At 65.0% G+C, this 25559-nt stretch carries 17 protein-coding genes; 3 read left to right on the top strand and 14 right to left on the bottom strand.

Annotated elements, in window-relative coordinates:
• Nucleotides 1–13: 13 nt before the first annotated feature.
• Nucleotides 14–1306, top strand: a complete 1293-nt coding sequence (locus FOC84_RS22305) for a phospholipase A (protein WP_173146354.1) — start codon at nucleotides 14–16, stop codon at nucleotides 1304–1306.
• Here the strand turns inward: FOC84_RS22305 and pdxK are convergent.
• From pdxK to FOC84_RS22275, 6 genes are all read right to left on the bottom strand, one after another.
• On the bottom strand, nucleotides 1303–2136 hold the full coding sequence (gene pdxK / locus FOC84_RS22300; protein ID WP_173146353.1) for a pyridoxine/pyridoxal/pyridoxamine kinase: 834 nt from the start codon (nucleotides 2134–2136) through the stop codon (nucleotides 1303–1305). The genes FOC84_RS22305 and pdxK overlap by 4 nt on opposite strands.
• A 36-nt stretch (nucleotides 2137–2172) precedes the next feature.
• On the bottom strand, nucleotides 2173–2535 hold the full coding sequence (locus FOC84_RS22295; RefSeq protein WP_173146352.1) for a cupin domain-containing protein: 363 nt from the start codon (nucleotides 2533–2535) through the stop codon (nucleotides 2173–2175).
• 43 nt (nucleotides 2536–2578) lie between these two features.
• Nucleotides 2579–3133 (bottom strand): helix-turn-helix domain-containing protein, encoded by a 555-nt coding sequence (locus tag FOC84_RS22290; RefSeq protein ID WP_059371824.1) that lies wholly within the window; start codon nucleotides 3131–3133, stop codon nucleotides 2579–2581.
• Between the two features lie 93 nt (nucleotides 3134–3226).
• On the bottom strand, nucleotides 3227–4009 hold the full coding sequence (locus tag FOC84_RS22285) for an aldolase (RefSeq protein WP_059371823.1): 783 nt from the start codon (nucleotides 4007–4009) through the stop codon (nucleotides 3227–3229).
• Nucleotides 4010–4037: 28 nt separating this feature from the next.
• Nucleotides 4038–4679: a glutathione S-transferase family protein gene (locus FOC84_RS22280; protein WP_173146351.1), complete on the bottom strand. Its 642-nt coding sequence runs from the start codon at nucleotides 4677–4679 to the stop codon at nucleotides 4038–4040.
• A 2-nt stretch (nucleotides 4680–4681) separates the two neighbouring features.
• Nucleotides 4682–5647 carry a Bug family tripartite tricarboxylate transporter substrate binding protein gene (locus FOC84_RS22275; protein ID WP_173146350.1) on the bottom strand — a complete coding sequence of 322 codons (966 nt, stop codon included), beginning with the start codon at nucleotides 5645–5647 and terminating at the stop codon, nucleotides 4682–4684.
• Nucleotides 5648–6019: 372 nt separating this feature from the next.
• On the opposite strand from FOC84_RS22275, the gene FOC84_RS22265 reads away from it, so the two are divergent.
• Nucleotides 6020–13351 carry an autotransporter-associated beta strand repeat-containing protein gene (locus FOC84_RS22265; RefSeq protein ID WP_173146349.1) on the top strand — a complete coding sequence of 2444 codons (7332 nt, stop codon included), beginning with the start codon at nucleotides 6020–6022 and terminating at the stop codon, nucleotides 13349–13351.
• Nucleotides 13352–13412: 61 nt separating this feature from the next.
• Here FOC84_RS22265 and FOC84_RS22260 read toward each other — a convergent pair whose 3' ends face one another.
• From FOC84_RS22260 to FOC84_RS22240, 5 genes are read right to left on the bottom strand one after another with little or no spacing between them, the layout of a single operon-like run.
• On the bottom strand, nucleotides 13413–14501 hold the full coding sequence (locus FOC84_RS22260) for an SDR family oxidoreductase (protein ID WP_173146348.1): 1089 nt from the start codon (nucleotides 14499–14501) through the stop codon (nucleotides 13413–13415).
• A 7-nt stretch (nucleotides 14502–14508) separates the two neighbouring features.
• Nucleotides 14509–15480: a Bug family tripartite tricarboxylate transporter substrate binding protein gene (locus FOC84_RS22255; RefSeq protein ID WP_173146347.1), complete on the bottom strand. Its 972-nt coding sequence runs from the start codon at nucleotides 15478–15480 to the stop codon at nucleotides 14509–14511.
• Nucleotides 15481–15537: 57 nt separating this feature from the next.
• The gene (locus FOC84_RS22250; RefSeq protein ID WP_173146346.1) at nucleotides 15538–16455 is read right to left on the bottom strand and encodes an SMP-30/gluconolactonase/LRE family protein; all 918 of its coding nucleotides are present in this window, start codon (nucleotides 16453–16455) and stop codon (nucleotides 15538–15540) included.
• Nucleotides 16456–16466: 11 nt separating this feature from the next.
• On the bottom strand, nucleotides 16467–16793 hold the full coding sequence (locus FOC84_RS22245; RefSeq protein WP_173146345.1) for an AtuA-related protein: 327 nt from the start codon (nucleotides 16791–16793) through the stop codon (nucleotides 16467–16469).
• Between the two features lie 2 nt (nucleotides 16794–16795).
• Nucleotides 16796–18154 carry an acyclic terpene utilization AtuA family protein gene (locus tag FOC84_RS22240; RefSeq protein WP_173146344.1) on the bottom strand — a complete coding sequence of 453 codons (1359 nt, stop codon included), beginning with the start codon at nucleotides 18152–18154 and terminating at the stop codon, nucleotides 16796–16798.
• Nucleotides 18155–18264: 110 nt separating this feature from the next.
• Here FOC84_RS22240 and FOC84_RS22235 point away from each other — a divergent pair, with 110 nt between their 5' ends.
• Nucleotides 18265–19158, top strand: coding sequence for a LysR family transcriptional regulator (locus tag FOC84_RS22235; RefSeq protein WP_173146343.1), 894 nt, complete (start codon nucleotides 18265–18267; stop codon nucleotides 19156–19158).
• A 35-nt stretch (nucleotides 19159–19193) separates the two neighbouring features.
• Here the strand turns inward: FOC84_RS22235 and FOC84_RS22230 are convergent, their stop codons facing one another.
• From FOC84_RS22230 to FOC84_RS22220, 3 genes are all read right to left on the bottom strand, one after another.
• Entirely contained in the window at nucleotides 19194–22112 is a 2919-nt protein-coding gene (locus FOC84_RS22230) for an autotransporter family protein (RefSeq protein WP_173146342.1), read from the bottom strand.
• A gap of 117 nt (nucleotides 22113–22229) precedes the next feature.
• A complete protein-coding gene (locus FOC84_RS22225; protein WP_173146341.1) occupies nucleotides 22230–24665 on the bottom strand; it encodes a hypothetical protein in 2436 nt (811 codons plus the stop codon).
• Nucleotides 24666–25280: 615 nt separating this feature from the next.
• On the bottom strand, nucleotides 25281–25556 hold the full coding sequence (locus tag FOC84_RS22220; RefSeq protein WP_173146340.1) for a bestrophin family ion channel: 276 nt from the start codon (nucleotides 25554–25556) through the stop codon (nucleotides 25281–25283).
• Nucleotides 25557–25559: the final 3 nt, after the last annotated feature.

The raw sequence follows: 25559 nt of genomic DNA, 5'->3' as shown, positions 1-25559 counted from the left end.
ACGTTATGACCCGATGACCATCAGCCGTCCAGCACGATCCGCCCTCCCCCTGCGCACCCTAGCCGCCGCCCTGGCCATGGGTCTGGCGGGCGCAGCCACCGCGGGCGTGTCGTACCGGCTGGATCGCCCCTCGGCCGCCCCGGGAGAAACCGTCACCATCGAGGCGGTGTACTTCAACGAAGGCACCTCCCGCTCCACCTGGGAAGCGCCGCCCGAACTGGTGCTGCAATGGCGCGGCCAGGACGGCCAGATCGTGCGCAGCCTGGCCAAGCTGCGCGGCGGCACGGCCAGCTTCAGCGTGCCCGTCAACAACTTCGCGCGCATGGCCTGGACCGCTGTCGTGCCTGCTACGGCCCAGGGCCTGCAGGCCGTGTCGATCGAGGGCCAGCCCGCGATGATGGCGCTGGACGCCACCGGCCGCGACAGCGGCACGCTGGCCAGCACGCCCGCGCGCGGCCCGGTCGTCGACGCCGTCAGCGGCGAGCCCGTGCCCGCTGCCGCCGTGGCTGCGGTCGGCGCGTCGCCCGAAGGCGGCCCCTCGCCCGATGCGTCCGTGGTGCCGACCGTGCAGCAGCAGACCGCGTTCGACCGCTTCCGCAGCTCGGTCTCCGAATACAAGCCGGTGTACTTCGACATCGGCACCCGCGGCCAGACCACCGCGCGCTTTCAGATCAGCGCCAAGTACCGTCTCTTCAACCCCGCGGGCGACCGCCCGGCGACCTGGGACGAGAACTTCTACCTGGCGTACACGCAGACCTCGCTGTGGGACCTGCAGGGCGATTCCATGCCCTTCATCGACACCACCTTCAACCCCAGCGGCTTCTGGCTGTCCGACAATATCTGGACGTCCGCCAACCAGAACTGGCGCTTCGGCATGAACACCGGCGTCGAGCACAATTCCAACGGCAAGGACGGCGCGGATTCGCGTTCGCTCAACGACGGCTACATCGAACCGCGCTTCCATTACCGCTTCGACGGCGGCAGCACGCTCACCTTCGCCCCCAGGGTCAAGGCCTACTTCGGCGTCGCCAGCGAAAACAGCGACTATGCCGACTACGCCGGCCATGTCGACTGGCAATTGCGTTGGGCCCAGGACAACGGCGCCGTCATTTCGGCCATGTATCGCCAGGGCGATCAGAAGCGCCGCACCACCCAGCTGGATTTCGCCTGGCCGCTGCAGCGCACCTGGCTCAACATGAACGGCTACCTGCATCTGCAGTACTTCAACGGCTACGGCGAAACGCTGCTGGGCTACAACCAGCGCAACGAATCGCAATTCCGCGTCGGCCTGTCGCTGGTGCCCTAGCCTTCCACCGCCAGTTCTTCCCAGCCCAGTTCGCGGGTGCGCTCCAGCGCCACCGTGACCTGGGCGGCGGCCTCCCGCACCGCCTCGACCAGCTCTTGCCCGTTCAGCAGCCGCGCCGTCACGCTGGCCATGAACACGTCGCCCGTGCCGTGCACCGAGGGCGGTATCGCGATCTCCGGGTGCGTCACGACGGTGGCCTGATCCCGCGTCACCACCGCCAGCTGCAAAGTGCCGGCCGCCGCGGCCATGGGCGCGGCGCTGGTCACCACGATCCAGTCCGGACCGCGCGCGATCAGTTCGCGCGCGGCGGCCACCACCTCGTCGATTGACGACAGGGCGCGCCCCGCCAGCAATTCCAGCTCGAAGTGGTTCGGCGTCATGCCGTCGGCCAGCGGCACCAACAGGTCCCGGTACTGCTCGACCAGTCCTTCGTTGACATACAGGCCGTCGTTGCGGTCGCCCATGACGGGATCGATATGCACCTTCAGGTCCGGCCGCGAGGCGCGCAGCGACGGCAGCCAGTTGGCCAGCAGCCCGGCCTGCCCCGGTTGGCCCAGGTATCCGCACACCACCGCGCGCGCGGTCCTGGTGACGCCGCGCTCGTCCAGGCCTTGCAACAGCCCTTCGAACCAGTCCAGCGGCACGGCGCCGCCGTGCAAGGTCGGATAGTGCGGCGTGTTGCTGAGGATCACGGTGGGCACCGCGATCGCGTGCAGGCCCGCCTTGCGGAAGACCGGCATGGCGGCGTTGTTGCCGACGCAGCCATACACGACCTGGGATTGGACGGAAACGATATCCACCTGCGCGGTAACGGCGGGGATTGCGCTCATGGGGCTGGCTCCTGGGCTGCCGCGGTTTACGCGGCGCTACATGCGGGTGATGAAATAGATTTTCTTGACGAACTGGTCCACTTCCCAGCGGCCGGCATAGCCTTCGGGCATGACGAAGGCTTCGCCCACGGTCAACTCGTGCACGGTGCCGTCCGGATCGACCAGGCGCGCCGAGCCCTCGACGATGTAGCCGAACTCGATATAGCCCGTGGTGTTGGACTGGAACACGCCGGCAGTGCTTTCCCAGACACCGGCCTCGGCCTTGCCGCCATTGCCTTCGAAGGCGGTCACGGTGCGGAACGCGGCATCGCCCGAGATCGGGCGGCGCGGCTTGCCGGGCACGGGATTCTTCATGGGGCCGGCGTCGATGCGGGCGAGCCGCGATTGGTCGTTCTTCATGGCAATTCCTGTATGCGGATGGATGATGAGTCCGACGGCTGGCTCAGTGCGCGGCCACCACCAGCACCTCGGCCATGGCCCGGCTGACGGTGCGCATGCGGTGCGGCAGTTCGGAATCGAAATAGACGGAATCCCCGGTCTCCAGGCGGAACTGGCGTTCGCCCACATGGACCTCGATGGCGCCCTTGAGCACCAGCAGGAATTCCTCGCCGGGGTGCGGAAACACCGCGGTCGCATCGGGAAAATCGCGGGGCGGATGCACCACGAAAGGCTCCATCGCCTTGACCTTGCGACGGCCGGCCAGCGACTCATAGTGATACTCGCTACCCAGCCCCCGGCGCTGCAAGGCCTCGCGATCCGCCACCCGCACCACGCTGACCACTTCTTCCTGCGCGGCATCGTCCGTGCCCACCAGCTCCGACACGCCCAGGCCATAGGCTTCCGCCAGCCGCAGCACGGTGGAAATGGAGGGCTCGCTCAGGCCCCGCTCCAGTTTGGAGAGGTAGCTCTTGGTCAATCCAGTGCGCTGCGCCAGCTGTTCCAGGGACAGGGTTTGCTGGCGGCGCAGGGCGCGCAGGCGGTGCGGCAGGTCTATCATGGGCAGGGTTGCGGAAATACGGTCGCGGAATACGACCGGTAAGCATGCCCTAATCCGGCCCTGCCGTCGAGCCGGCCCCGCCCGCAGCCGCCATCAGGCCAGCACGTCGGGATGCGCCCGCAGCGCGCGCCGCGCATAGTAAGAGAAGCCGACCTGCGAACGTTTGGGCGTGAGGATCCAGTCATGCGCCTCGCGGCCCAGCGCCGGCGGAATGGGCTGGATCTTGCCGGCGGCCATGGCCAGCAGCTGCATGCGGGCGGCGCGCTCGAACTGCAGGGCCAGCACGCAGGCCTCTTCCACCGAACCCGCCGCGATCAGCATGCCGTGGTGCGACAGCAGGATGGCGCGCTTGGAGCCCAGCGCGGCCGAGATGATCTCGCCTTCCTCGTTGCCCACCGGCACGCCGGGCCAATCCTTCAGGAAGGCCACGTCGTCGTACAGCGGGCAGTTGTCCATGTGCGAGATTTCCAGCGGCACTTCCAGCATCGACAGCGAGGCCGCGTGCAGCGGGTGCGTGTGGATGATGCAGTTCACGTCCGGACGCGCGCGGTAGACCCAGGAATGGAAGCGGTTGGCCGGATTCGGCATGCCGCCGCCTTCCTGCACGCGCAGGTCCTCGTCCACCAGCAGCAGGTTGCTGGCGCTGATCTCGTCAAAACCCAGTCCCAGGCGTTGCGTGTAGTACCGGTTCGGCTCCGGCGCGCGCGCCGTGATCTGCCCGGCCAGGCCGGAATCATGCCCACCGTCGAACAGGATGCGGCAGGTCAGCGCCAGGCGTTCGCGCAGGCTCCATTCGGGCGTCTCGAACTGGCGCTGCATTTCGGCTTTCGCCCGCGCGATCAATTCGTCCTTGCCCAGGTGCATCGTATCGGCCATCGTCGTCACTCCTAAGATTGTGTCTCTGTCATGCCGCTGCGATCAGCGGCGCAAAACCGGGCAAGGCGCGCATGCGCGCCAGCCAGGCGTCGATATGGGCGAAGCCGGACAGGTCGTAACCGCCCTCGGCCGCCATGCTCGTGTAGGGGAACAGCGCGATGTCGGCGATGGTCGGCGCGCTTCCCACCAGATAGTCGCGGTCCGCCAGATGCGCATCCATCAGCGCGGCCGCCTTCACGCCGATCTCGCGCCATGCGCGCATGGCCGGGTCATCAACCTGCGCCGTGTTGCGCAAATGGATCAGCAGGCGCGGCTGCGCAAAGGCGTGCATGTGCTGGGTCTGCTCGAAGCTGAGCCAGCTGCTGACCTGCGACTGTTCCAGACGGCCGGCGGGCAGCCAGGGCGTGCCCAACCCCAGATACCAGAGGATGGCCTGCGACTCGGCCAGCCACTCGCCCTCCGGCGTCAGCAGGGCCGGCACCTGGCGCCACGGGTTGATGCGCGCGAACGCCTCGGTTTCCAGGTCGCCCTGCACGATGTCGAAGGTGCGCCGCTTGATCGGCAGGCCCATGTAGCCGCAGGCCAGCCGGATCTTCCAGGCATTGCCCGAACGCAGCGTATCGGCCAGTTCCAGCGGCTTGCCCGCCAGCGGATGCGGTGTCTGGTTCATCGTCAGTCCATCTTGATGTTGGCGCGCTTCACGATCTCGGTCCACTTGGCCTTCTCGCCGGCGATGAAGCGCTGATACTCATCCGGCTTGCCCGTGTACAGCTGGGTTCCCTGGGATGCCAGCCGCTCCTTCAGTTCCGGCGACGCCAGGGTCTTCTGCAGCGCCGAGTTCAGCTTTTCCAGTACCTCGGGCGGCGTGCCCGCGGGCGCGAAGAACGCATTCCAGGAACTGATCTGCAGGGCCGCATCGCCGACTTCACTGCTGGCAGGCACGTCCGGCGCGGACGGCAGGCGCTTGTCGGCTGCCACCGCCAGCGCACGCAGCTTGCCCGATGCCGCATGCGGCATGATTACGGGGCTGGCGTCCATCACCACGTCGACCTGCTCGCCGATGGCGGCGTTGACGGCCTCGCTGCCGCTCTTGAACGGCACGTGCACGATATCCAGGCCAGCCGTCAGCTTCAACAGTTCCAGACCCAGATGCGGCGAACTCGCATTGCCCGCCGAGCCGAAGTTCAGCTTGGCCGGATTGGCCTTGGCATAGGCCACGAATTCGCTGAAGGTCTTGGCCGGCACGCCCGCCCGGACCGCCAGCAGGTACGGCGATCCTGACACCATGCCCACCGGTGCGAACTTGTCGGCGTCATAGCTGAGCTTGCTGTAGATCAGCGGATTGACCACCTGCGTGCCCACCGTGCCCATGAAGATCGTATAGCCGTCGGCCGGCGCGGTCGCCGCCACCTGCGCGGCGATCACGCCGCCTGCGCCCGGCCGGTTCTCGATCACGATACCCTGCCCCAGCACGTCGCCCATGCCCTTGCCGACCTGGCGCGCCACGATATCCGTGATCCCCCCCGCGCCGAACGGCACCACCAGCCGGATCGGCCGGTCCGGATAGGCCGCCTGGGCGCCATTGCCCGCCATGGCAGCAACCAACGCCAGCGCGCCGGCGATTCCCGAAATCTTCATGTCATTCCCCCTACGGGCGCCGCCTATCGGCACCATCATGACACGAAGTGTCCTATAGGAGATTGATTTTCCGCAAGGAAAACCAGTTTAGGGAAAACCCTTGGCAACGGAAATGGAATTCGCCTTTCGCGTTGAAGTCGCCTTTCGTCGTTGCGGGCAAGATTTCTACAGTCATCGCAGACAAAATGTATCTATAATTTGTAATTTTGTATCAAATGCATCGATGTGAGTCATCGAGCACAATTCGTCGCCGCGCGACCTTCCGCGTTGTCGTGACTGATGTGCCGGTCGACCCTGGATCCATTCGATAGGCATCCACCCGCTGCGGCACTTCCGCCCCAGCGTCAGCTAGCAACTTCGGGGAACAGAACGATGAACCGCATTTACCGCACGCTCTGGAATGCGAGCCTGGGCAGTTGGGTGGCCGTGCCGGAGATAGCCCGTGGCGGTGGCGGTTTGAGGACTGGCGTCGCGGGCACCCGTGCCGCAAAGGCGCCTGCGCTGCGCTGGCATGGCGTTGCAACGGCCATCGCACTGGCATGGGGTCTGGCGGGCGGGGCTCCGGTCGCCCTTGCGGCCTGCGTAACCATGATTCCGGGCGCGGGCGGAACGGTAGAGTGCACTGGTAACGTTCCTGCAACGTACAACTCGTCGCTGAACAACCTCACGGTCAACGTCGCCATTGGCGCCAACGTGTATTCGTCAACCGCCCCCGATCTCTATCTCAGCGGCAACAACGTCACGTTCACCAACTCCGGTACGATCGGCCCGACGCTGTTGGCGACGCTGGTCGACTTCTCCTCCGGGGTGGTCCTGGGCAACACCAACAACACCACGGCGACCATCACCAACAACGGTGTCGCCAGGGCGATCGGCGACATACAGTCAAGCAACCTGTTCGATCTGACCGGCATGGCCTACGAGGTCAGGAATGGCGCGGGCGGCGTGGTGAACTTCACCAACAACGGCACCGTCGATGCCGCGCCGCTGATCACCGCCGGCATGGTGCCCGCGGCGGACATCCCGGTGATCACCGTCGACAACCCGCTGAACGGGGGCGCGGGCGCGGGCGCGAAAGTCAACTTCACCAACAACCTTGGCGCCACCATCACCGGCCGGATCGCGTTCCAGGGCTCGGCGTTGGGGAACACCTTCATCAACGCCGGCACCCTCAACGGCAGCCTGTCCCTGGGAGCGGGCGGCGCCACCGGGAACACGTTCATCGCGGTGACCGGCTCGTCGGTCCAGAGTAACGGCAGGATGGCGAGCGCCACGGGCGTGGCAGGCCGGACAGGCCTCCAGTTCGCCGCCGCGGGCCTCGTCGATGGCGGCTTGAATGGCGCCAACACCCTTATCCTGCAAAACGTCGCCGCTGTCGGCAATCCCGGCATCGGCTCCCCGGGCACCGGCACCGTCTCCGCAACCACCTACAAGAATTTTCCCAACCTGAAGGTCAACAGCGGCACCTGGACCATTCAAGGTCCACTGCTCAGCGGTTTCGCCAGCCCCACGGTCGAGCTGAAGGACGGTGTCGCCAGCATCGACAATGCTTCTGTCTTCGGCACCGCCACCGTCGCCGCCAACGGCGGCACCCTGCGTACTATGGTTGCGCCGCTGAACCTGGCCAATGCATTTACCCTGGGTACTGGCGGCCTGACCATCGACGCTTTCAATCAACTGACCTTGAGCGGCCAACTGAGCGGTAGCGGCACGCTGACCAAGAACGGAACCGGGATTCTCGTGCTGGACAACGTTGCCAACGACTACAGCGGCGGCACCACCCTCAAAACTGGCACCCTGGTCCTGGGCAGCGCCGCGGCGCTAGGCCGCGGCGGTCTGTCGGTCACCGGCGCGTCGACCCTGCAAAACACCACGGCACAGACCCTCGGAACCGGTATCAACCTGGGAGCGGCATTGGGCGTGGGCAGCGCCGATAACCTGGCCCTGACCGGCAAGATCACCGGCAACGGCAGCCTCGCCAAGATCGGCACCGGCACCCTGACCCTCAGCGGCGCCAACGATTTCAGCGGCGGCGTCAGCCTCCACGCCGGCTCGCTCATCGTCGACAGCAACGACGCGCTGGGCACCGGCGTCCTGACCGTGGGCGTCACCGGGGTCATCCTCGACAACGCGAGGACAGCCAGCCTGGACAACAACATCGCTGCCGGCAGCAACCGGCGATTGATCCTGGCCGGCAGCAATGCACTGACCCTGAACGGCACTGTCAGCGGCACCGGCGGCCTGGACAAGAACGGCGCTGCGGACCTGACCCTGAACGGCGCCAACACCTACTCCGGCGGTGTGCAACTGAATGCCGGCAAGCTGATCATCGGCAACGACCGCGCCCTCGGCAGCGGCATATTCAATGCCGCGGCGGGCACGACGCTGGATACCGACGCGGCGCGCATCGTGACCAATGCCACGGTATTGGGCGGCAACGTCACCGTCGCAGGGTCCAACGACCTGACGCTCAGCGGCCGGATCTCCAGCACGGGCGGCCTGACCAAGAATGGCGCCGCCAGCCTGACCCTCGCGGGGATCAACGATTTCCTGGGCGGTGTCGCACTGAATGCCGGGACCCTGCTGCTCGACAACGGCTCAGCCCTGGGTACGGGCACCCTGACCACCGCTGCCGGCACCACCCTCGGCGCCAGCAGCAACCTGACCGCGACCAACCTGATCGGGCTCAACGGCGACCTGACCATCAACGGCGGGGGCAACCTCAGCCTGAATGGCGTGATCAGCGGCAGCGGCAACCTGACCAAGAATGGCAGCAGCATTCTCCAGCTGGCCGGCGCCAACACCTTCCAGGGCAACGTCCTGCTCAATGCCGGTACGCTGTACATCGGAAGCGCCGACGCGCTTGGGCAAGGCCGCCTGATCGCCTCGGGCGGCACCCTCGACGCCATGTCGACTCGGGCCGTGGCCAACGACATCACTCTAAATGGCGCAATGGCCGTCGGTGGCCTCAGCAACCTCACCCTGCAAGGCGTCATCGATGGCAACGGCAGCCTGACCAAGGGCGGCGCCGCCAATCTCAACCTGACCGGCGTGAACACCTACAGCGGCGGCACCTTCCTCAACGGCGGCAGCATCACGATCGACAACGCCGGCGCGCTCGGTTCCGGCGACCTGACCATCGGCGGAGGCGCCAGCCTGATCGGCTCCGCGCCATTGTCCCTGGGCCAGGCCGTACACCTGAACGCCGGTCTGACCCTGCCTGGCAGCGACGCGCTGACGCTCGGCGGCATGATCGACGGCTCGGCCGGTCTGACCAAGACCGGTACGGGCGCCCTGACCCTGAGCGGCTCGAACACCTATGGCGGCGGGACCACCCTCAGCAACGGTACGCTGATCGTCGCCTCCAACACCGCCTTGGGCAGCGGCGCTTTGACCGCCGCCGGCGGCACCTCGCTTGACAGCAGCGCTGCCGTAACGCTGATCAACCGCATGGACACCAGCATCGGCGGCCTGAACGTGCTGGGCAGCCACGACCTGACACTCCAAGGAAAGATTGCCGGCGCCGGCGGACTGACCAAGAACGGATCAGCCACGCTGACTTTGGCGGGCGCCAACACCTATGCCGGCAACACCCAGGTCAATGCAGGCGCCTTGCTGGTTGACGGCTCGGTGAGCGGTGCCGTCACTGCCAACAGCGGCGGCACGCTGGGCGGCATCGGCCGCATTGCCGGCGATGCCGAAATCGCTTCGGGCGCGACCCTATCTCCCGGCCACAGCGTTCCCGGCACCTTGACCGTGGATGGCAATCTCACGCTGCACGCCAACTCGGCCACCCGCTTCGAGCTGGGCCAGGCCGGTGTCGTGGGAGGCGCGAGCAATGACCTGGTGTCCGTAGGAGGCAACCTCACCTTGGGCGGAGCGCTGACCGCGAATGCGGCCTCGGCCGGCTGGTACCGCCTGTTCAACTATGACGGAAGCTTGTCGGGCAGTTTTTCCTCCACCCAGGTCAACAGCACGCAATCGGGCTTCACGCCCGGCAACCACAGCGTGGATATGGGCACGACTGGCCAAATCACTCTGTCGGTTATGGGCGCGGGGCAAAGCCTGCAGTTCTGGAACGGCGGACAGACCAGCGGCAACGGCAGCATCGCCGGCGGGGCTGGCACCTGGAGTGCGTCGGGCACCAACTGGACCGACAGCACGGGCACCGCGACCCAAGGGTGGAACGGATCGGTCGCCGTCTTCGGAGGCAGCTCCGGCGGCAACGTGTCCGTGGTCGGCGCCCAGTCCTTCGATACGCTGCAGTTCAGCACCAATGGCTACAACCTGACGGGCGGCAACCTGGCGTTCTCGCCAGCCTCGGGCACGCAGGGCACCCTCAACACCGACGCAGGCATCAGCGCCGCCATCGCGACGACCATCGTCGATGGATCGGGCACGAGCCTGCTGAAGGTCGGCGGCGGCACGCTCACGCTCTCGGGTTCGAATACCTACAGCGGCGGCACGACGGTGGCCGAGGGCACCCTGGTGGCCGCCAACAACAACGCGCTGGGCATCGGCGCTGTGACGGTGGACAACACGGCAGGCCGGAATGCGACCTTGCGGATCGACAGCGGCGTGACGCTGGCCAATACGGTCACGCTGACTCATGGTGGCGGACTGAACAATGCCGGTACGCTCGCAGGCAATCTGCTGTTGGACCCATCCAGCGCCAACCATGTGAGATTGCAGGCCGGCAGCCAGATCCTGGGCAATCTGGACCTGGGAAGCAACCTCGGCTCCACGCTGACGCTGGAGTCCGCCGGCAACGCGGTGCAGCTGCATTCGCAGGCCGTGCGCGGCAGCACCACCACGGCAGGGGGATTGGTCAAGAGCGGCGCCGGCACCTGGGTGCTGGACCGTAACCTGACTCCTGGGGCCACCAACATCGTCGCCGGTACGCTGCAGCTGGGCAATGGCGGCACGGTGGGGAGCTTGGGCGCGGGAAGCCTGAGCAACAATGGCACGCTGGCGATCGATCGCAGCGACGCAATCATGCTGGCAAACCAGATCACCGGCAGTGGCAATCTGGTGCAAAACGGCGCAGGCACGACCACCCTGACGGGAGTCAACCAATATACGGGCGGCACCAGCATCAACAACGGCCGTCTGGTAGCCTCGGCCGCCGGCCTGGGCAGCGGCGCCATTGTCAACAATGCTGCGCTGGAGCTGAACCAGGTGACCGATGCCACGCTGGCCCAGGCCATCGGCGGCACCGGCAGCCTGACCAAGACGGGAGCCGGCAGCCTGACACTGGCCGGCGCCAACACCTCCACCGGCAGCACTACCATCAACGCAGGCAAGCTGATCGCCTCGGTGGCCAACCTGGGCAGCGGCGCCATCGCCAACAACGCCGCGCTGGAGTTGAACCAGGCAAGCGATGCCACGCTGGCCCAGGCCATCGGCGGCTCTGGCAGCCTGACCAAGACGGGGGCAGGCAGTTTGACGCTGGCTGGCGCCAGCACCTCCACCGGCGGCACTACCATCAACGCAGGCAAGCTGATCGCCTCGGTGGCCAACCTGGGCAGCGGCGCCATCACCAACAACGCCGCGCTGGAGTTGAACCAGGCAAGCGATGCCACGCTGGCCCAGGCCATCAGCGGCACCGGCAGCCTGACCAAGACGGGAGCCGGCAGTCTGACACTGGCCGGCGCCAACACCTCCACCGGCAGCACCACCATCAACGCAGGCAAGCTGGTCGCCTCGGTGGCCAACCTGGGCAGCGGCGCCATCACCAACAACGCCGTGCTGGAGTTGAACCAGACAAGCGATACCACGCTGGCCCAGGCCATCGGCGGCTCTGGCAGCCTGACCAAGACGGGGGCGGGCAGTTTGACGCTGGCTGGCGCCAGCACCTCCACCGGCGGCACCACCATCAACGCAGGCAAGCTGATCGCCTCGGTGGCCAACCTGGGCAGCGGCGCCATCACCAACAACGCCGCGCTGGAGTTGAACCAGGCAAGCGATGCCACGCTGGCCCAGGCCATCAGCGGCACCGGCAGCCTGACCAAGACAGGATCCGGCCGCTTGACGTTGACCGGCGACAGCAGCGCTTTCGCCGGCAACACGCTGCTCAATGCCGGAGCGCTTGCATTGCACGCGGGGGCCGCGCTTGGAGGCAACCTGACGGTTGCCAGCGGCGCAAGCCTGAGTGGCAGCGGTGCCATAGGCTCGACCACACTGGCCAGCGGCAGCGTCATCGCTCCGGGCAGCACCGGCCCATCGGGCCATGCCTATGGCACCCTGACCATCAATGGCGACCTGACCTTCCTGGCGGGCTCGTCGTACCAGGTCCACGCCGATCCCGCATCGAACGCCAGCGACCGCATCGCGGTGAGCGGTACGGCCTCCCTGGCTGGCGGGGTGCTGCACGTGGGGCCCGAAGCCGGCTTTGACGCGGCCAAGACCTACACCATCCTGATGGCCAACGCGGTCAATGGCACGTTCAATACCGTGTCGTCGAACTACGCGTACCTCAACCCCTCGCTGAGCTACGGAGCTCAACAGGTCAAGCTGCAGCTGGAGCGCAAACAGACTGCGCCCAGTACGCCGATTGCCTTTGCCGATGCCGCGATCACGTCGAACCAGCGCTCGGTGGCCAATGCCTTGGATAGCCTGCCGTCGGGTAGTGCCTTGCATAAGTACATCCTGACGCTACCCGAGGGCGCGCCACCGGAGGTCTTCAACAGCCTGAGCGGAGAAGCCCACGCCAGCGTGGTGTCCAGTCTGCTCGGCAGCACATCGTCGCCGCGCACCTTGCCGCTGCAGCGCCTGCGCACGAATCTGAACGCCGGCATGAGCCCAGGCGCGCCGACGGCACAAGCGGGCGGCCCGCTGCCAGCCTCGGCTTTGCCATCGTCCAATGCACAACCTGCCTGGGCCGAGCTGCTGGGCAATTGGCAAACGCTGAAGGAAAACGGCAACGCCGCGCAAGTGCGCCAACACACGGGCGGCCTGTTCATCGGCGCCGATCATGAGGTGGGCCACAGCGGCTGGCGCCTGGGCGCCGCTGTCGGCTACACCGACAGCAAGATCAACGTCGACGACCGATCCTCGCAGGCCGATGTGTCGGGCTATAGCGCCACGCTGTATGGCGGCAAGTCGTTTGCCGTGGGCGCGGGCAAGTTGAATTTCCTGGCCGGCGCAGCCTACACCTGGCATGACGTGAACACCAAACGCTATGCCACCGTGGCGGGCACGCAGGAGAAGTTGACAGCCGACTACGGCGCGAACACGACTCAGCTCTTTACGGAACTGGGTTACTCGATGCTGTTGACCGATAGCACCCGCATCGAACCCTTCGTGGGCTTCGCATGGAGCGATCTGCGCACGCGCGGCTTCTCGGAGTCAGGCGGGTCGGCGGCCTTGAACGGCCAAAGCAGCAGCGAAAAGCAGACCAGCAGCACGCTGGGTTTGCGCACACAGACCGACTTCGACATCGGCCGTGCCGAAGCGCGCCTGCATGCCATGGCGGGCTGGCGCCACGCCTTTGGAGGCCTGGCTGCGCAGACGACGCTGGCCTTCGAGGGTAGTCAGGCTTTCACGGTGGCCGGAACGCCGATTGCGCGCAATGCCGCTCTGGCTGAACTGGGCGCGGAAGTCGCCGTGTCGCGCGACACCACGATGGCATTGACCTATAACGGCCAATACGGCGGCGGCAACCGCGAGCATGCCGGCTCGCTCAACGTGCGTTGGCGGTATTGATCGGCGCATGCAACAGGGGGGGGGCGCCCTCCCCTGCGCAACCCGGCCGTTTTCGCTACGCTCACTGGGACGATGGAATGATCTTGCGCTCCATCAGCACCCCCAGCCAGTGCTTCACGCATGCCTCGGTGTCATAGGTCTGCGTGAAGCCCGCCTGCTTGATTTTGACCGTGCTGACGAATGCGGGCGCGGGCGGGGTCTTCAGGCCATAGCCGAAACGGGCGTCGGCGGAGTAATGGGATTCTCCAAGGATCTGGGCCAGGGTCAGGGGCCGCAAGCCATGCTGCTTGACGATCTCGTCCCACAGGGCTGCTCGGCTGGGCAGGTATTCGGCCAGACGGACGGGCTGGTCCGGGCCGGCTTCAACGCCCAGGAACTCCGCCAGGGACGGCCACAGATCGTGCCAGCTGAACACTTCGCCGTTGGTAAGGTTGTAGTGTTCGTTCCAGGACTGCGGATGCTCCGCCGCCCAGACCCCGGCATCGCCGATGAGCCGCGCATCCACGGCTTCACGCGGATAGGAAATGTGGCCGGGATAGCAGAACGGCTTTCCTTCGGCGCGGCACACTGCCGCGTAGACGCCGATGACCGGCACGGTATTCATGGCTACACCCACATTGGGGCCCAGCACGATGGTGGGACGGAAAATCGTCCAGCCAAAGCCGCTCTGTACGGCCTTTTCCCGGATGTAGTCTTCCTGGAACCAGTATGAGTTCGGATGATCGTCGCGGGGCTGACGTTCACGCGCTGGCGTGCGGATGGGATGCAGGTGCACGCCATAGGCCTTGGTGCCCTGCAGCACGCTGACATGCCGCAGCGTGCCGCTGGCGGCCAGCGGCTCGATGACGTTCCTGATCATGCTCAGGTTGGTGGCCATCTGCTCCGGGTCCCGCCAGCCGGCAATGAGACCAGGCTTCTCGTAGACGGCCGCATAGAACACGTGCGTGGCTTGAGGCATGTCCCCGAAGGCGCGGCGGCACGCCTCCGCGTCCTGCAGATCGACCGGCAGATGGGTGTACGGCCGTTGGCTGATGATCTCCGGACGCCGGCGGGAAACCGCGATGACTTCCCAGCCCGCGTTCAGGAATGAATCGACGGCAGCGGAGCCGACCAGCCCGCTGGCGCCAGTAACGATAACGGTGCGCGACATGATTCCGTCAATCCATAACCAGGTTGATCTGCTTGAACAATTCCTTGAAACGGACGTACTCGTCCGCCATGCGCTTGCCGAAGTCCACCCGGCTGTCTGCTGAAGGAACGATACCCAGGCCGGCGAATTTCTCCTGCGTTTCCGGGTTGTTCACGGCTTTGACGATCTCGTCGTGGAGACGGTCCAGGATCGCCTGCGGCGTGCCGGCAGGCGCGACAATGCCGTACCAGGCGACGCTTTCCGCGCCAGGCAGCCCGGCTTCGGCGACAGTGGGGACGTCAGGCAGCAAGGGCGAACGCTTGGCATCGGCCACGGCCAGGGCGCGCAGCTGGCCGGACTTCACGAACGACAGGATGGGCGGCACGCCGCTGATGACCATCTGGGTACGCCCGCCCAGAGTGTCGGTGATCGCATCGCTGTTGCCCTTGTAAGGCACGTGCAGGATTTCGGTCTTGGACAGGTGCTGGAACAGTTCACCGGCGATGTGGCCGCTGGTGCCCACGCCAGCCGAGGCGTAGTTGACCTTGTTCGGATTGGCCTTGATGTAGGCAATCAGCTCCTTCAGGTTCGTGACCGGAATCGACGGGTTGACCAGGATGACGTTCGGTCCCGTCGCCACCAGGGCGACCGGCGCCAGATCCTTGAGCGGGTCATAGGGCATCTTGCTGCGGGCATTGGGATTGACCGTGATCGGCCCAGCGGAGGCGAAGCCGATGGTGTAGCCATCCTTGCCGGACTTGGCGACGATGTCGGTGGCGAGGTCACCGCCTGCGCCCGGCTTGTTCTCGACGATTACCGGCTGGCCCAGTTGCTCGGCCAGGGGTTTGGCCACCAGCCGCGCAATGATGTCGATGGAACTGCCGGGGCCGAAGGTGGCGATCAGGCGTATGGGGCGCGCGGGGTAGGCATCGGCGGCCTGCGCACCTGTGACGGCGGCCAGGCTCAGGGCCAGGCCGGCGATCAATCGGAAAGGAATCATGATGTTGTCTCCCATGGATTGTGGTGTTTTATGCGGATCGTGTTCGTGGCGCGCGGCTCAGTCTCTGTGCGAGTACATCCGCTTGCCGGGATGCGGCAGCCGGGCGCGCAGAATGACGCCCTGCTCCGCTTCGGTGATGAACAAGGAACGCCCATCCTCGCCACCGAAAGCAACGTTGGTGGTGCGCATGCCCGCGCAGGAACGGATACGGTAGAGGGGTTCACCCAGCGGGCTGAACAGCCATACGGTGCCCGCCTGCGCATGGACGAGGGCCAGGTTGCCGGCCTCATCCAGGGCCATGCCGTCCGGCCCGGCGGTGCTGCCGGATAGCTGAATGAAACGGCTGGCCTTCTTCATCTGGCCATCCGGCTCCAGCCGCAGCGCGTAGATGGCGTTGTCGTGCGTGATGGCCACGTAAAGCACGTTCTCGGCCTTGTTCATGACCAGACCGTTGGGGCCGGCCAGGCCGTCCATGATGAGGTCCACCGTCTTGCCGTCGGCGCGCAGGCGGAAGACGCGGCCGGTGGGGTTCTCCAAGGCGCTTTCACCCTGGTCGGTGAAGTAGAGGTCGCCGTTGGATGCGAAGAACAGATCGTTCAGGCCCTTCAAGCCTTCCCGCCGCACATGCTGCAGGTAGGGCCGGATGCTGCGGGTCTCGGGATCAAGAAGCATCAGGCCATGCAGATGGTCGGCGACGAAGATGCGGCCGTCGCGATGGATCTTCAGACCATTGGGTTCGCCTTCGTAACTGACGACGACCTCGAAATTGCCTGCCGGATCCACGCGCAGGATGCGCCCATGCGCCAGATCGACGCACCAGAGATTGCCCGAGCGGTCGAAGGAAGGTCCCTCCAGGAAGGAGTGCATCGTCACATGGCGCGCGGCTAGCCAGGTCGAGGCCTGCTCGGTCAGGTGCAGGGATTCGGGCAGCCGGGCGTAGACCTCGGTGCCCATGGGCTCAGCGGGAGGATACATTGCGGCTCCTTTCAGGATTGCGGTTGGCTGGCGGGCAGTTCGATTCCCAGCATCAGCGAGCTGAGCGACTTGCCATGTGGATCCAAACGGAGCGAGCGCGTGACCCCGCCTGACAGCACGTTTGGAATGACGAAGTTCAGCGCCCTCAAGCTTTCGATCTCGTAGCGCCTCACCTTCCCAGCGCCCAAATGCGCGAACGCCTGTTCGACAAGCTCGGCGGTGAGCGCCTGGCGCAACAATCGCCAGCTGTCCTCCTCGTAGGCAATGACGGCAATGCTCGAGGTATTGCCCTTGTCGCCTGCGCGCGCATGCGCCAGGTCGTAAACCAGAATGCCCATGGTCAGGCTCCCAACGTAATGACTTCGGGCTTGACCCAGTCGCGCGGAATCAAAACGGCATCCACCGCGATAACCTCCTTGGCGCCCAGATTGACGGGACCGCCTGCGCCATACGGCCCTTGCATGTTCAGCTGCCGCACGTGGTCGCCCAGCAAGTGGGCGCTCTTTCTGTCGGGGCAGCGGGCGGCCACGCGCAACCGGACTTCGTAGGGATGGCCGGCGATGGCCTGCGGCTGATCGCCATGCAGGCTGCTGACGCCGATCAGATCGACCTGGAACTCGCTGGCCACGCCCCCGTCGAGACGGAACCGCTCTTTCACCGTGTCGGCCGCCAGACGTGCCCGCGCGATCGCGTTCACGCCCGCATAGGCGACCTCGCCGGAGCCTATCCACCCATCGAAGTAGCCGACCACGACCTTGTAGCTATCGGTGCGCGGCGCGGCGCGTATGCCGCGCACAGCCACCCGGTCTGCGTGCTGCTCTTCAAAATGCAGGCCTTCCAGGCTCAGCACGCAATCTGGCGTCACGTAGGCCGCGGGATCATGGATTTCGTACAGCGCCTGCTCGGTGCAGGTCATGCGGTCGAGGCGGCCGCCCGAGCCAGCCGGCTTGCCTATGTACAGTTCGCCGTCGCTGTAAAGATCGGCGTAGGGATAGGCCAGTTCGGCCAAGCGGGGAACGTCTTTCTTGCCCGGGTCGGCGAAGTAGCCGCCGGTGATCTGGGCGGAGCACTCCAGCAGGTGGCCCATGATGGTACCCGCCGCCAACTTGGGCAGGTCCTCATAGCTCCAGCCGTGATGATGCAGGGCCACTCCCAGAAACAGCGAGGGATCGGCGACCCGGCCCGTCAGCACCACGTGCGCGCCGGTGGCCAACGCATCGCGGACGACATCGGCGCCCAGGTAGGCGTTTGCCGATGCCAGCTGCGGCAGAATCGCTTCCAGCGGCAGTTCGCGATCCAGGAGGCGCAGTTCGGGATGCAAGCGCACGCGGTCGGCCACATCGTCGCCGACTACGGCGGCGCACTTGAGCTCCCGCCATCCCAAGTCGCGGCCGACGTCCAGCGCGGCCTGCGCGGCGCCGGCCGGGTTGGCCGCGCCCATATTGGACACCAGCCTTACGCCTTTTTCCCGGCACGCCGGCAGGAAGGCGCGCATGCGCGCCTCCAGCATCGGGTTGTAGCCGTGAGCGCCGTCATGCTTGCGCGACAGCGTTTCGCGCGCGATAGTCCTTTCGGCCAGGCATTCGCACACCAGATAGTCGATATCGCAGCCTTCCAGCAGCGGCATGGCCGGACCGATGCGGTCGTCCGCCATGCCGGCGCCTACGCCGATGCGCAGCCGCTTGCGCGCTTCCTTCATGTCTGTCTCCATCCATATTGCTACCGTGCGGCCTAGTATGGTGCTGCTTTCTTGATCTGAAAATTGATATATTTACATCGTCGTAATAACAAATACGCATCACGATCGCGATGACCCTGACCATTTCCGAACTGGAGGCCGTGCTGTTGGTGGCGGAAACGCTCAACTTCCGCATGGCCGCCGAACGTGTGCCTATCTCGCAGCCGGCACTCAGCCGGCGGGTGCAGGCGGCGGAACAGAAGCTCGGCGCCAGACTGTTCGACCGCGACAAGCATGGCGTGGCGCTTACCTCCGCCGGCGCGGAACTGGTGCCGATTGCGATGCGGATGCTGTCGGAATTCCGTGACTCGCTTAGCGATCTGTCCGAGTTCATCGCGGGCCGCCGTGGCAGCATCAACATCTGGGCGCTTCCCTCCGTCGCCTCCGCCTTGCTGCCCGCGGCGACGCGCGCCTTCCAGAAGTCGCACCCGCAGGTGCGCCTGAACATCCATGCGGTCTCCGCGCGCCAGATCACGCAGGCTGTTTCGGAAGGCAATGCCGACATCGGCATATCCATCGAGGTTCCCGACCAGCCCGCAAGCGTGCAATTCACGCCCCTGCTGAAGGAGAACTTCGTGCTGATCTGTCCGATCGGCGATCCCCTGGCGCAACGCAAGCGCGTGGATTGGCGCGTTTTCGCCGACCGGCCTTACGTTGCGAGCGGCCCCGCCAGCAGCATCCGCCAGGTCACCGACCAGATCCTGGCCGCCTCGGGACGGCTGCCGGAGATGAATTACGTGTCCGACAATATTTCGGTCGTGGGCGCGATGGTGGCTGCCGGCGTGGGCATAGCGGCGGTGCCGCAACTGGCCCTGCGCCTGATGGATACCACGCGTCTGTGCAGCGTGGCGCTGCACTCGCCGACCGCGTCACGGAACATCGGCATATTGCTCAAGAACCAACGGTCCCTGTCCGCGGCGGCACTGCGCTTCCTGGACACCTTGCGGCAGACGGATCCGGGCTAGGAGTGCGGCGATCCGGTCTGCCGCCATGGTCCAGCTTAGAAAAACATCCTGAAACCCGCGGTCGCGGTGACGATATGACTGCCGGAAAAATCCGTGTCGGCGTCAACCTGGCCGTAGATCGCATAGCGCCCTCCCCAACCGTAGTTCACGCCAGCCCCCACGCTGCCCCAGGTTCGAGCCATGCGACTGGCGACCTGCGTGTCGGCCACGCGCACACGCGTTCCGTCCAGGAATTCGTGTTTCACGTTGACGACGCCATAGACGTTCGATTCCCGGTTCACGCCAGCCGTTTGCCAATTGCTTTTGTAGTCCAGCGCGATACCGAGACGGCCCAGCAGGCTATCGCCCTTGTCGCTTGCGATGCGCGCGTCGAATTTGTCGTTGAAGCTGTCGAAGCGGGCTGATACGTATGTCAGCTGCGCCTGCGGGATCAGGGCGAACCCCTCCGTCAATCCGACAGCCTTACCCGCTTCGATACCCAGCCCATAGCTCTGGGCCTTCTGGCCGCCCTTCAATTTGCCAGCCAGACGCGAGTTCAGGTCGCTGTCGAACCAGGTCGCCTGAGCCTGGGCATCGATATAGACGCCATTCTTGCCGTACCAGGTCAAGGTCGGCGTCAGGCCATAGGCAGTGGTGTCGATGGTGCCGCTACCGTACGCCGACGAAACGCGCGTGTCGGCCTTGCCGTAGTGAAAGGCCAGGCCGCCCACCAGACGGGAACCCTCTTCCTGGCCCGCCAGGATGCGGTCAACGCCAAATTGCGCCTTCCAACTATCGACGTTCTGACGCACGCCCGTGGTGGACGACCCAGGGTCGAGCCGGGCCGTTGCGCCCTCTACACGGCTCCATGCGCCGTTGCGGCCGGCATCCGCCGGGTCATAGAGGCGATTGCCGACTCGCTGGCGCAGGGTAGGCAGCTGGCTCAGGTGCAGCAGCGTATTGGCATAGGCTTCGTAGACCGGCACGCCGGGCTGATAGAGCAATGGCGGTTCGGCGCCCGGCGAACCGCCGCCGGGCGAGGGAGTGCCGGGATCGGTCGGAGTGGTGCCTGGATTCGTCGGAGTGGTGCCTGGATCAGTTGGAGTGGTGCCTGGATCAGTTGGAGTCGTGCCTGGATCAGTTGGAGTCGTGCCTGGATCAGTTGGAGTGGTGCCTGGATCAGTTGGAGTCGTGCCTGGATCAGTTGGAGTCGTGCCTGGATCCGTCGGAGTGGTGCCAGGATCGGTCGGCGTAGTACCTGGATTGGTCAGGGACGATCGCAAGTACCAGCCGCCATCAACCGAGTCCTGTTGCAGCACATAGCCATAGGCGCCAGCCACCAAGGCCGGACGCCCCCCGATGACGTAGTCGCCGTTAGCCAGATCGAATCTTCCCGCCGACAGGCCATGGACCTGCACGACCTGTATGCCCCGTTGGGTCTGCGCGCCAGCGCCTCCCATGTTCTTCACCGTGACCGGAGTCGTGCCTGCGCTGTCGCCCGTGATCACCAGCTTGTCCGTCGGCGAGTCATCGGCGCCAAGCTGCGTGCGGATCTCCAGGCTGCCGCCCTGTGCCGCATAGTTGCCGGCGATCGTGAGGGCGCCGAAGCCGCCGCGCGGCCCCGGAGCGATGGCGCCCTGGTTGAGCGTCGCGCCAACGCGTCCCGTGCCGGTCAGCCGTGCCGCCGCCAGCACATTCACCGGGCCGCCGAGAACGCCATCCGCCTGCAGCGTTCCTGCCTGAATATCGGTGGTTCCCGTGAACGCCGCGCTATTGCCTGACAAGGTCAGCGTGCCGGCGCCCTGCTTGTTCAAGCGCGACGTCCCCGAGAACGCGGTAGACACGCCCACGTCGTGACCGTTCGTATCGAACCAGGCGCCGCCGCTGCCCACGGCCTGCGTGGCGAAGCCGTTCAGGAAATTGCCCTCGTCACGATTGGCCCGCAGGATGCCGCCGTCCAGGTTGAAGGTGGCATTGCCCGCGCCCTTGATGACCGAGCCGGTCTCCAACACCCCCCGGCCGCTGGCATCGCCGGTCAGGTTCAGTGTGCCGGTGGACGTACCCGCAGAGGCAAGCCACGTGTTGCGGGCGGCGACCGCCACCCCGCCCTTGGCTATGGTCAGCGTTCCCGTGCCCTCCGAAGCGATTTCGATGCGGTCGCTGGCCGCAAGCGTCGAGATATCGACCGTCGCGCTCGATACGGTCACCGTGCCGACGCTGCCCACGCTCTTCCCGATGTAAACCGCGGCCGCGGCGCCAGGTCCGGTCGATGCGACGGTGCTGACGCTGGCGCCATCCAGGACGCGCAAGTCGCCAGTGCCTTCGAAACCCACGTATATATTGTTCAGCGGGTCCCAGACCGCCTTCGGGCCAGATACCGTAACGCTCCCCTCGCCGCCGGCATTCCAGCCGATGATCGCCTGGCCGCTGTGCACGACGCCGTTGTCGATCCGCAGCGTGCCTTTGCCGCCCGTGCCGATCTCAAACGCGCCGACCGTGTTGATGTTCCAGATTGACCCCACTCCGGAAACGAAGACTTCCCCGACGCTGCCATGGTCAACCCCTATTCTGGCCGAGTCGCTATGCGCCACGCCGCCGTCCAGGATGCTCAGCATGCCGCTGCTGCCGGACTCGCCGCCGATCAGCACCGGGCCGGAGCTGGTCCAGGTGGACGCTGTGCCATTGCCGTCACGGCCCGACACCGTCACGGCGCCTGGCGCGCCATTGAGACTTCCAACGTAGGCCCAGTCGTTGTCTACGGAACCGCCCGCATTGATGACCAACTCCCCGGCGAGGGTATCTCCGACCGTCAGATCGCCCACCACCGTCCAATGCGGCGTCTGGACGGGCCCGGGCAGAACCTGGCCTGTGCCGGAAACCGATTGGGCATTTGCGGGACTGGCGAAGTTCGCCGCGTAGAAAACGAGGGCAGCCGACTTTAGCCATCCCGTGCGTAGGCAACTGCTGGCGACCATGAAGAATCCTTTTTGAGTAGATGCGACCTCCTGTCGGTACGGCATGCAACCCTGTTTTCTTAATAGGTTCTTTCCCCTATTCGGGGCGTTCCGGCGGTAGGTCGCGAACGTCCATATTCAGTCGATCCGCAAAGTGATGGCTCTCAGCCTGCCCGTCGCGGTGCGGACTTGCTCCGGCATCGGCGCTTGAGTCAGTCCGGCATTGCGGACACACACGGGGCAAAACCCGTAGCTTCGCGACTCGGAGCGATGGAAATAGTTGCTGTAGGACGCTTCCATCGGTGCATGGCCGGGTACGCCGCAAGTAAAACGAATGCGCGCTTTCGTGGTCGAGAATTCGCCACGCCCCCCAAAGCCTTCGGTGACGAGTGTTGCTGTTGGCGGTTTCACGGCGGCCGGTTTCAGGTGTGGCGGAGTGATCGCCAACACCGTCGCGCGCAGGATTTCCATCCGCGAGACCGTATCTGCCAAGGTCTTCCCGCGATGGTTGGTTGTGCCAGCCTCCAGTTTGCAAGACAGACAGAGGTGCTGATCGCCCTGGCGTTTCGCATACCTGAGAAGATTACGAAAAGAGACGGAGAAGGGCGAGTGAGGCGTTCCATCAGGACCGTTTCGTCCGCAGGAGAATGTTTCCCTGTTCCAGCCCGTTGCGTCGAAGCCCGCGAGGTACGTGATCTCCGGGTACATGTCCTCCAGTACGTGCAGACGATGGTGCAGCGTTCCCATGAGCTTGAGCGCTTCGGTGACATCGACGCCGGGATAGGCGCAGTCCGTGCAAGCCGAGGGCACTACGCTCATATCCGTCAAGCTCGTGTTCTTGCGAATCCGGTGCAACAAGGAACGGTCAATCAATCGCTCGTGGCCAGCGGGACAGCGCACTCGAGCGGTGAGCTGGCCTGTTTCGTACCAGGGTGAACCGAGCACAGCGAACTTGAACTCTGCGAGCGCGTCGGAGAAATCCTTGACATATTCAGGAAACAACGTCGCGTGGTTGACTGCGACGCCAGAACGGGCACTGATGCATGCCGGGCAATTGAAGACGCCGGCACTGACATGTCGCAGGGCGGACGTGCAGCTATGCAGGATGGTCAAGTGATCCGCCTCGCAGCGATACAGGTAGCGGTTTGAATCGTCGAACTCCATCCGGTCAATCACGGAACGGGGCAGGCCTTGAGCAACCCAGGCGCTGAGCGCCTCAGCTCGGCGTTGTTGGGACTTGACTGCGTCCTTGCACAGGGGGCAGTACTTGCGGACCCTTCCCGCGACCAGGCCTTTAGCCTGAGCGGTATTCCGTTCGTGGCAATGACCGCATCGATATACGACCATGCAGTCCTTGTTCACCATTGCGATTTCGTGCGAAATCAGCTTGTGATCGCCAAGATTTCTTAGCAACGCTTGCTGAAATTCTTCGAGAGGATTCGCGCAAATCTCATTCCAACGGCTAGTGATCAGCTCCAGGCTTGGATTGGGAGCCGTGGGCACGAGTCCTGCTTGACCGACGAGCTCCTGGATGCAGGAAAGGAAGGCTGCGGGAGCCAGCGGTCTATCTTTCATCTCGATCAGCGTTACGCTTGCCTCTGCGCACCGCGTCCGCTTCTCGGCGTCCCGCTGAACCTGCGCGACGTGGGCTGCCAGGTCCTCGGCGCTCTGAGAGCGCGGCTTGTAGTGGTGCGTGCCATGATATTCGAGAGCCAGCTGCTGACTAGGGCTATAGGCGTCAAGTTCGAGTCGATACCCGTTGTCCCTCAGGAGGAACGCCGGGCGAGAGGTGCGTAGCCAGTCCTGGGCGGGGAACAGGTGGGAAATGACGATGAGGGCGAGTGATTCGCCGCGCCGAAACCCAGATTGCCCCCATGTCTTCTCCTCGGCACGCCATCGCGTGTCGAGATGATAGAAACCCGTGCGGCTACGGTAGAAGATCAGAAAGCCGCCGCCCTTTCCTGGACTCCATTCGAACGAGACCTCTGTTGCCATGTGCTGCTTTGCTCGTTCGAGGAGGTGAGCCCGGAGTATCGAATCTTTATCTTCTTGAAGCATGGCCTTGCGTACAGCTGCACGCGACATGCAGGTATCTTCAAGAGGTGCGCGCAGTAGCCGTAGGCCCGTCTTCATGCTGAAGAAAGGGCCTGGCGATGTGGTCTCGGGATGGTGGCGATGGGCGAACCGAAGTGTTCCCAAAGGGAAGGCGCGCTTGAACTCTGACTGCAGTTCCACGAAATCCTGATAGCGCCCCTGCACCGCCTCATTCGGCAAGCGATGCCGCCTCAGCGCGCTCCTGACGGCCGCGATACCGATCGAGGGCATGGTCCACGCGAAATCTTCAGACAAGGCCCATGTCGCGGGCCGCACGGTGAACCTCAATCCAGCGGGGTTGGGAGGACCGCTTTCAGGCGTGCACAACGTTAGTGTATGGTCGGAAAACGCCGATTTGAATTGGTCGACCAGAGGGCCGACGCTTTTGCACACTGGGCAGCCTTGCGGCGACAGGCGCACGTTGTCGTAATAAGTAATCCAGCTACCGTCCTGGCCCGCTCCGCAGTCCAGGCATTCCACCGACAACCTGCGTTTCGATTGTCGTTCCGCAGGTTCTCGGTCATGCAAGCGAAGTCGCCCGGACCTGCCTGACTTGCCATCGAGTGCGGCGAGGACTTGGTTTCTAGCGTCTCGCCAAGCATCCCAGTTGGTAGGGTTTGAACGCAGCATGCGCGGCTTTTTTGTTGTGCGTCTCGTGCGCTCGGTGCTTTCCGGCATTTTTGGAATTCTCGGCAAAGAGAGGGCTGTAGAAAGTGCTGTCGGTGCTGAACGAATGCATGACTGTTGGAGCTTCTTATACACCGTCAGGCGGCGCGGTTGCCTGCGGGAAACCATAGGGATACGGGAAACCACGCCAGCCTTGCAGCTGCAATCATCGCTAGTCGCGCGCAGGCACCGTGGATCGCGGCGTAGCAGCTACGAAAGACCTTAGGCAACAGGACTGTCAGCTGGCCTCGAGGCTTTCTGCACATGCCCGGTCAGCGAGACCGGTTCAAAGAGCAGACCCAGTTGAACCGGCTCTATTCGGGTCGTGCGTGCCGCTTACGGCAGCATCAAGGGTCCAGTTGTGCGAGAGTTTCAGGAGTAATCTCGCCACTCCCCGACGAGCCGGGCCTTTCTCGGAAAAGACGCCTGCTAGAACAACACGCCGTCCTCAGGCGCCACCGGCGGCGGCAGGTCCGTGTCGCCCAGCAGCTCTCCCACGTTGATCTCGATACTGCGCCACAGGGCATCCCGGGGCAGGTTGTTGGGCAGGCGGTCGAAGGGCTCCTCGATCTGTTCGCCCAGGGAGTCCAGCCCGAAAAAGGTATAGAACAGCATGCCCACCATGAACGGCGTCACCCAGCCTATGCTGCCGACCAGACAGAACGGCAGTAGCCAAGGAGCGCGGGAGGCGGGGCGGACGAACATGAC

The sequence above is a fragment of the Achromobacter pestifer genome, assembly GCF_013267355.1.
Taxonomy (GTDB): Bacteria; Pseudomonadota; Gammaproteobacteria; order Burkholderiales; family Burkholderiaceae_B; genus Achromobacter; species Achromobacter pestifer_A.
Note: the sequence above shows the minus strand (reverse complement) of the source record. Positions and strands in the feature narration are given on the sequence as shown.

What these genes read in the sequence shown, in the direction of transcription:
- FOC84_RS22305 (WP_173146354.1), top strand. Translation starts at nt 14, where the DNA reads ATGACCATCAGCCGTCCAGCACGATCCGCCCTCCCCCTGCGCACCCTA.
- pdxK (WP_173146353.1), bottom strand. Translation starts at nt 2,136, where the DNA reads ATGAGCGCAATCCCCGCCGTTACCGCGCAGGTGGATATCGTTTCCGTC.
- FOC84_RS22295 (WP_173146352.1), bottom strand. Translation starts at nt 2,535, where the DNA reads ATGAAGAACGACCAATCGCGGCTCGCCCGCATCGACGCCGGCCCCATG.
- FOC84_RS22290 (WP_059371824.1), bottom strand. Translation starts at nt 3,133, where the DNA reads ATGATAGACCTGCCGCACCGCCTGCGCGCCCTGCGCCGCCAGCAAACC.
- FOC84_RS22285 (WP_059371823.1), bottom strand. Translation starts at nt 4,009, where the DNA reads ATGGCCGATACGATGCACCTGGGCAAGGACGAATTGATCGCGCGGGCG.
- FOC84_RS22280 (WP_173146351.1), bottom strand. Translation starts at nt 4,679, where the DNA reads ATGAACCAGACACCGCATCCGCTGGCGGGCAAGCCGCTGGAACTGGCC.
- FOC84_RS22275 (WP_173146350.1), bottom strand. Translation starts at nt 5,647, where the DNA reads ATGAAGATTTCGGGAATCGCCGGCGCGCTGGCGTTGGTTGCTGCCATG.
- FOC84_RS22265 (WP_173146349.1), top strand. Translation starts at nt 6,020, where the DNA reads ATGAACCGCATTTACCGCACGCTCTGGAATGCGAGCCTGGGCAGTTGG.
- FOC84_RS22260 (WP_173146348.1), bottom strand. Translation starts at nt 14,501, where the DNA reads ATGTCGCGCACCGTTATCGTTACTGGCGCCAGCGGGCTGGTCGGCTCC.
- FOC84_RS22255 (WP_173146347.1), bottom strand. Translation starts at nt 15,480, where the DNA reads ATGATTCCTTTCCGATTGATCGCCGGCCTGGCCCTGAGCCTGGCCGCC.
- FOC84_RS22250 (WP_173146346.1), bottom strand. Translation starts at nt 16,455, where the DNA reads ATGTATCCTCCCGCTGAGCCCATGGGCACCGAGGTCTACGCCCGGCTG.
- FOC84_RS22245 (WP_173146345.1), bottom strand. Translation starts at nt 16,793, where the DNA reads ATGGGCATTCTGGTTTACGACCTGGCGCATGCGCGCGCAGGCGACAAG.
- FOC84_RS22240 (WP_173146344.1), bottom strand. Translation starts at nt 18,154, where the DNA reads ATGAAGGAAGCGCGCAAGCGGCTGCGCATCGGCGTAGGCGCCGGCATG.
- FOC84_RS22235 (WP_173146343.1), top strand. Translation starts at nt 18,265, where the DNA reads ATGACCCTGACCATTTCCGAACTGGAGGCCGTGCTGTTGGTGGCGGAA.
- FOC84_RS22230 (WP_173146342.1), bottom strand. Translation starts at nt 22,112, where the DNA reads ATGGTCGCCAGCAGTTGCCTACGCACGGGATGGCTAAAGTCGGCTGCC.
- FOC84_RS22220 (WP_173146340.1), bottom strand. Translation starts at nt 25,556, where the DNA reads ATGTTCGTCCGCCCCGCCTCCCGCGCTCCTTGGCTACTGCCGTTCTGT.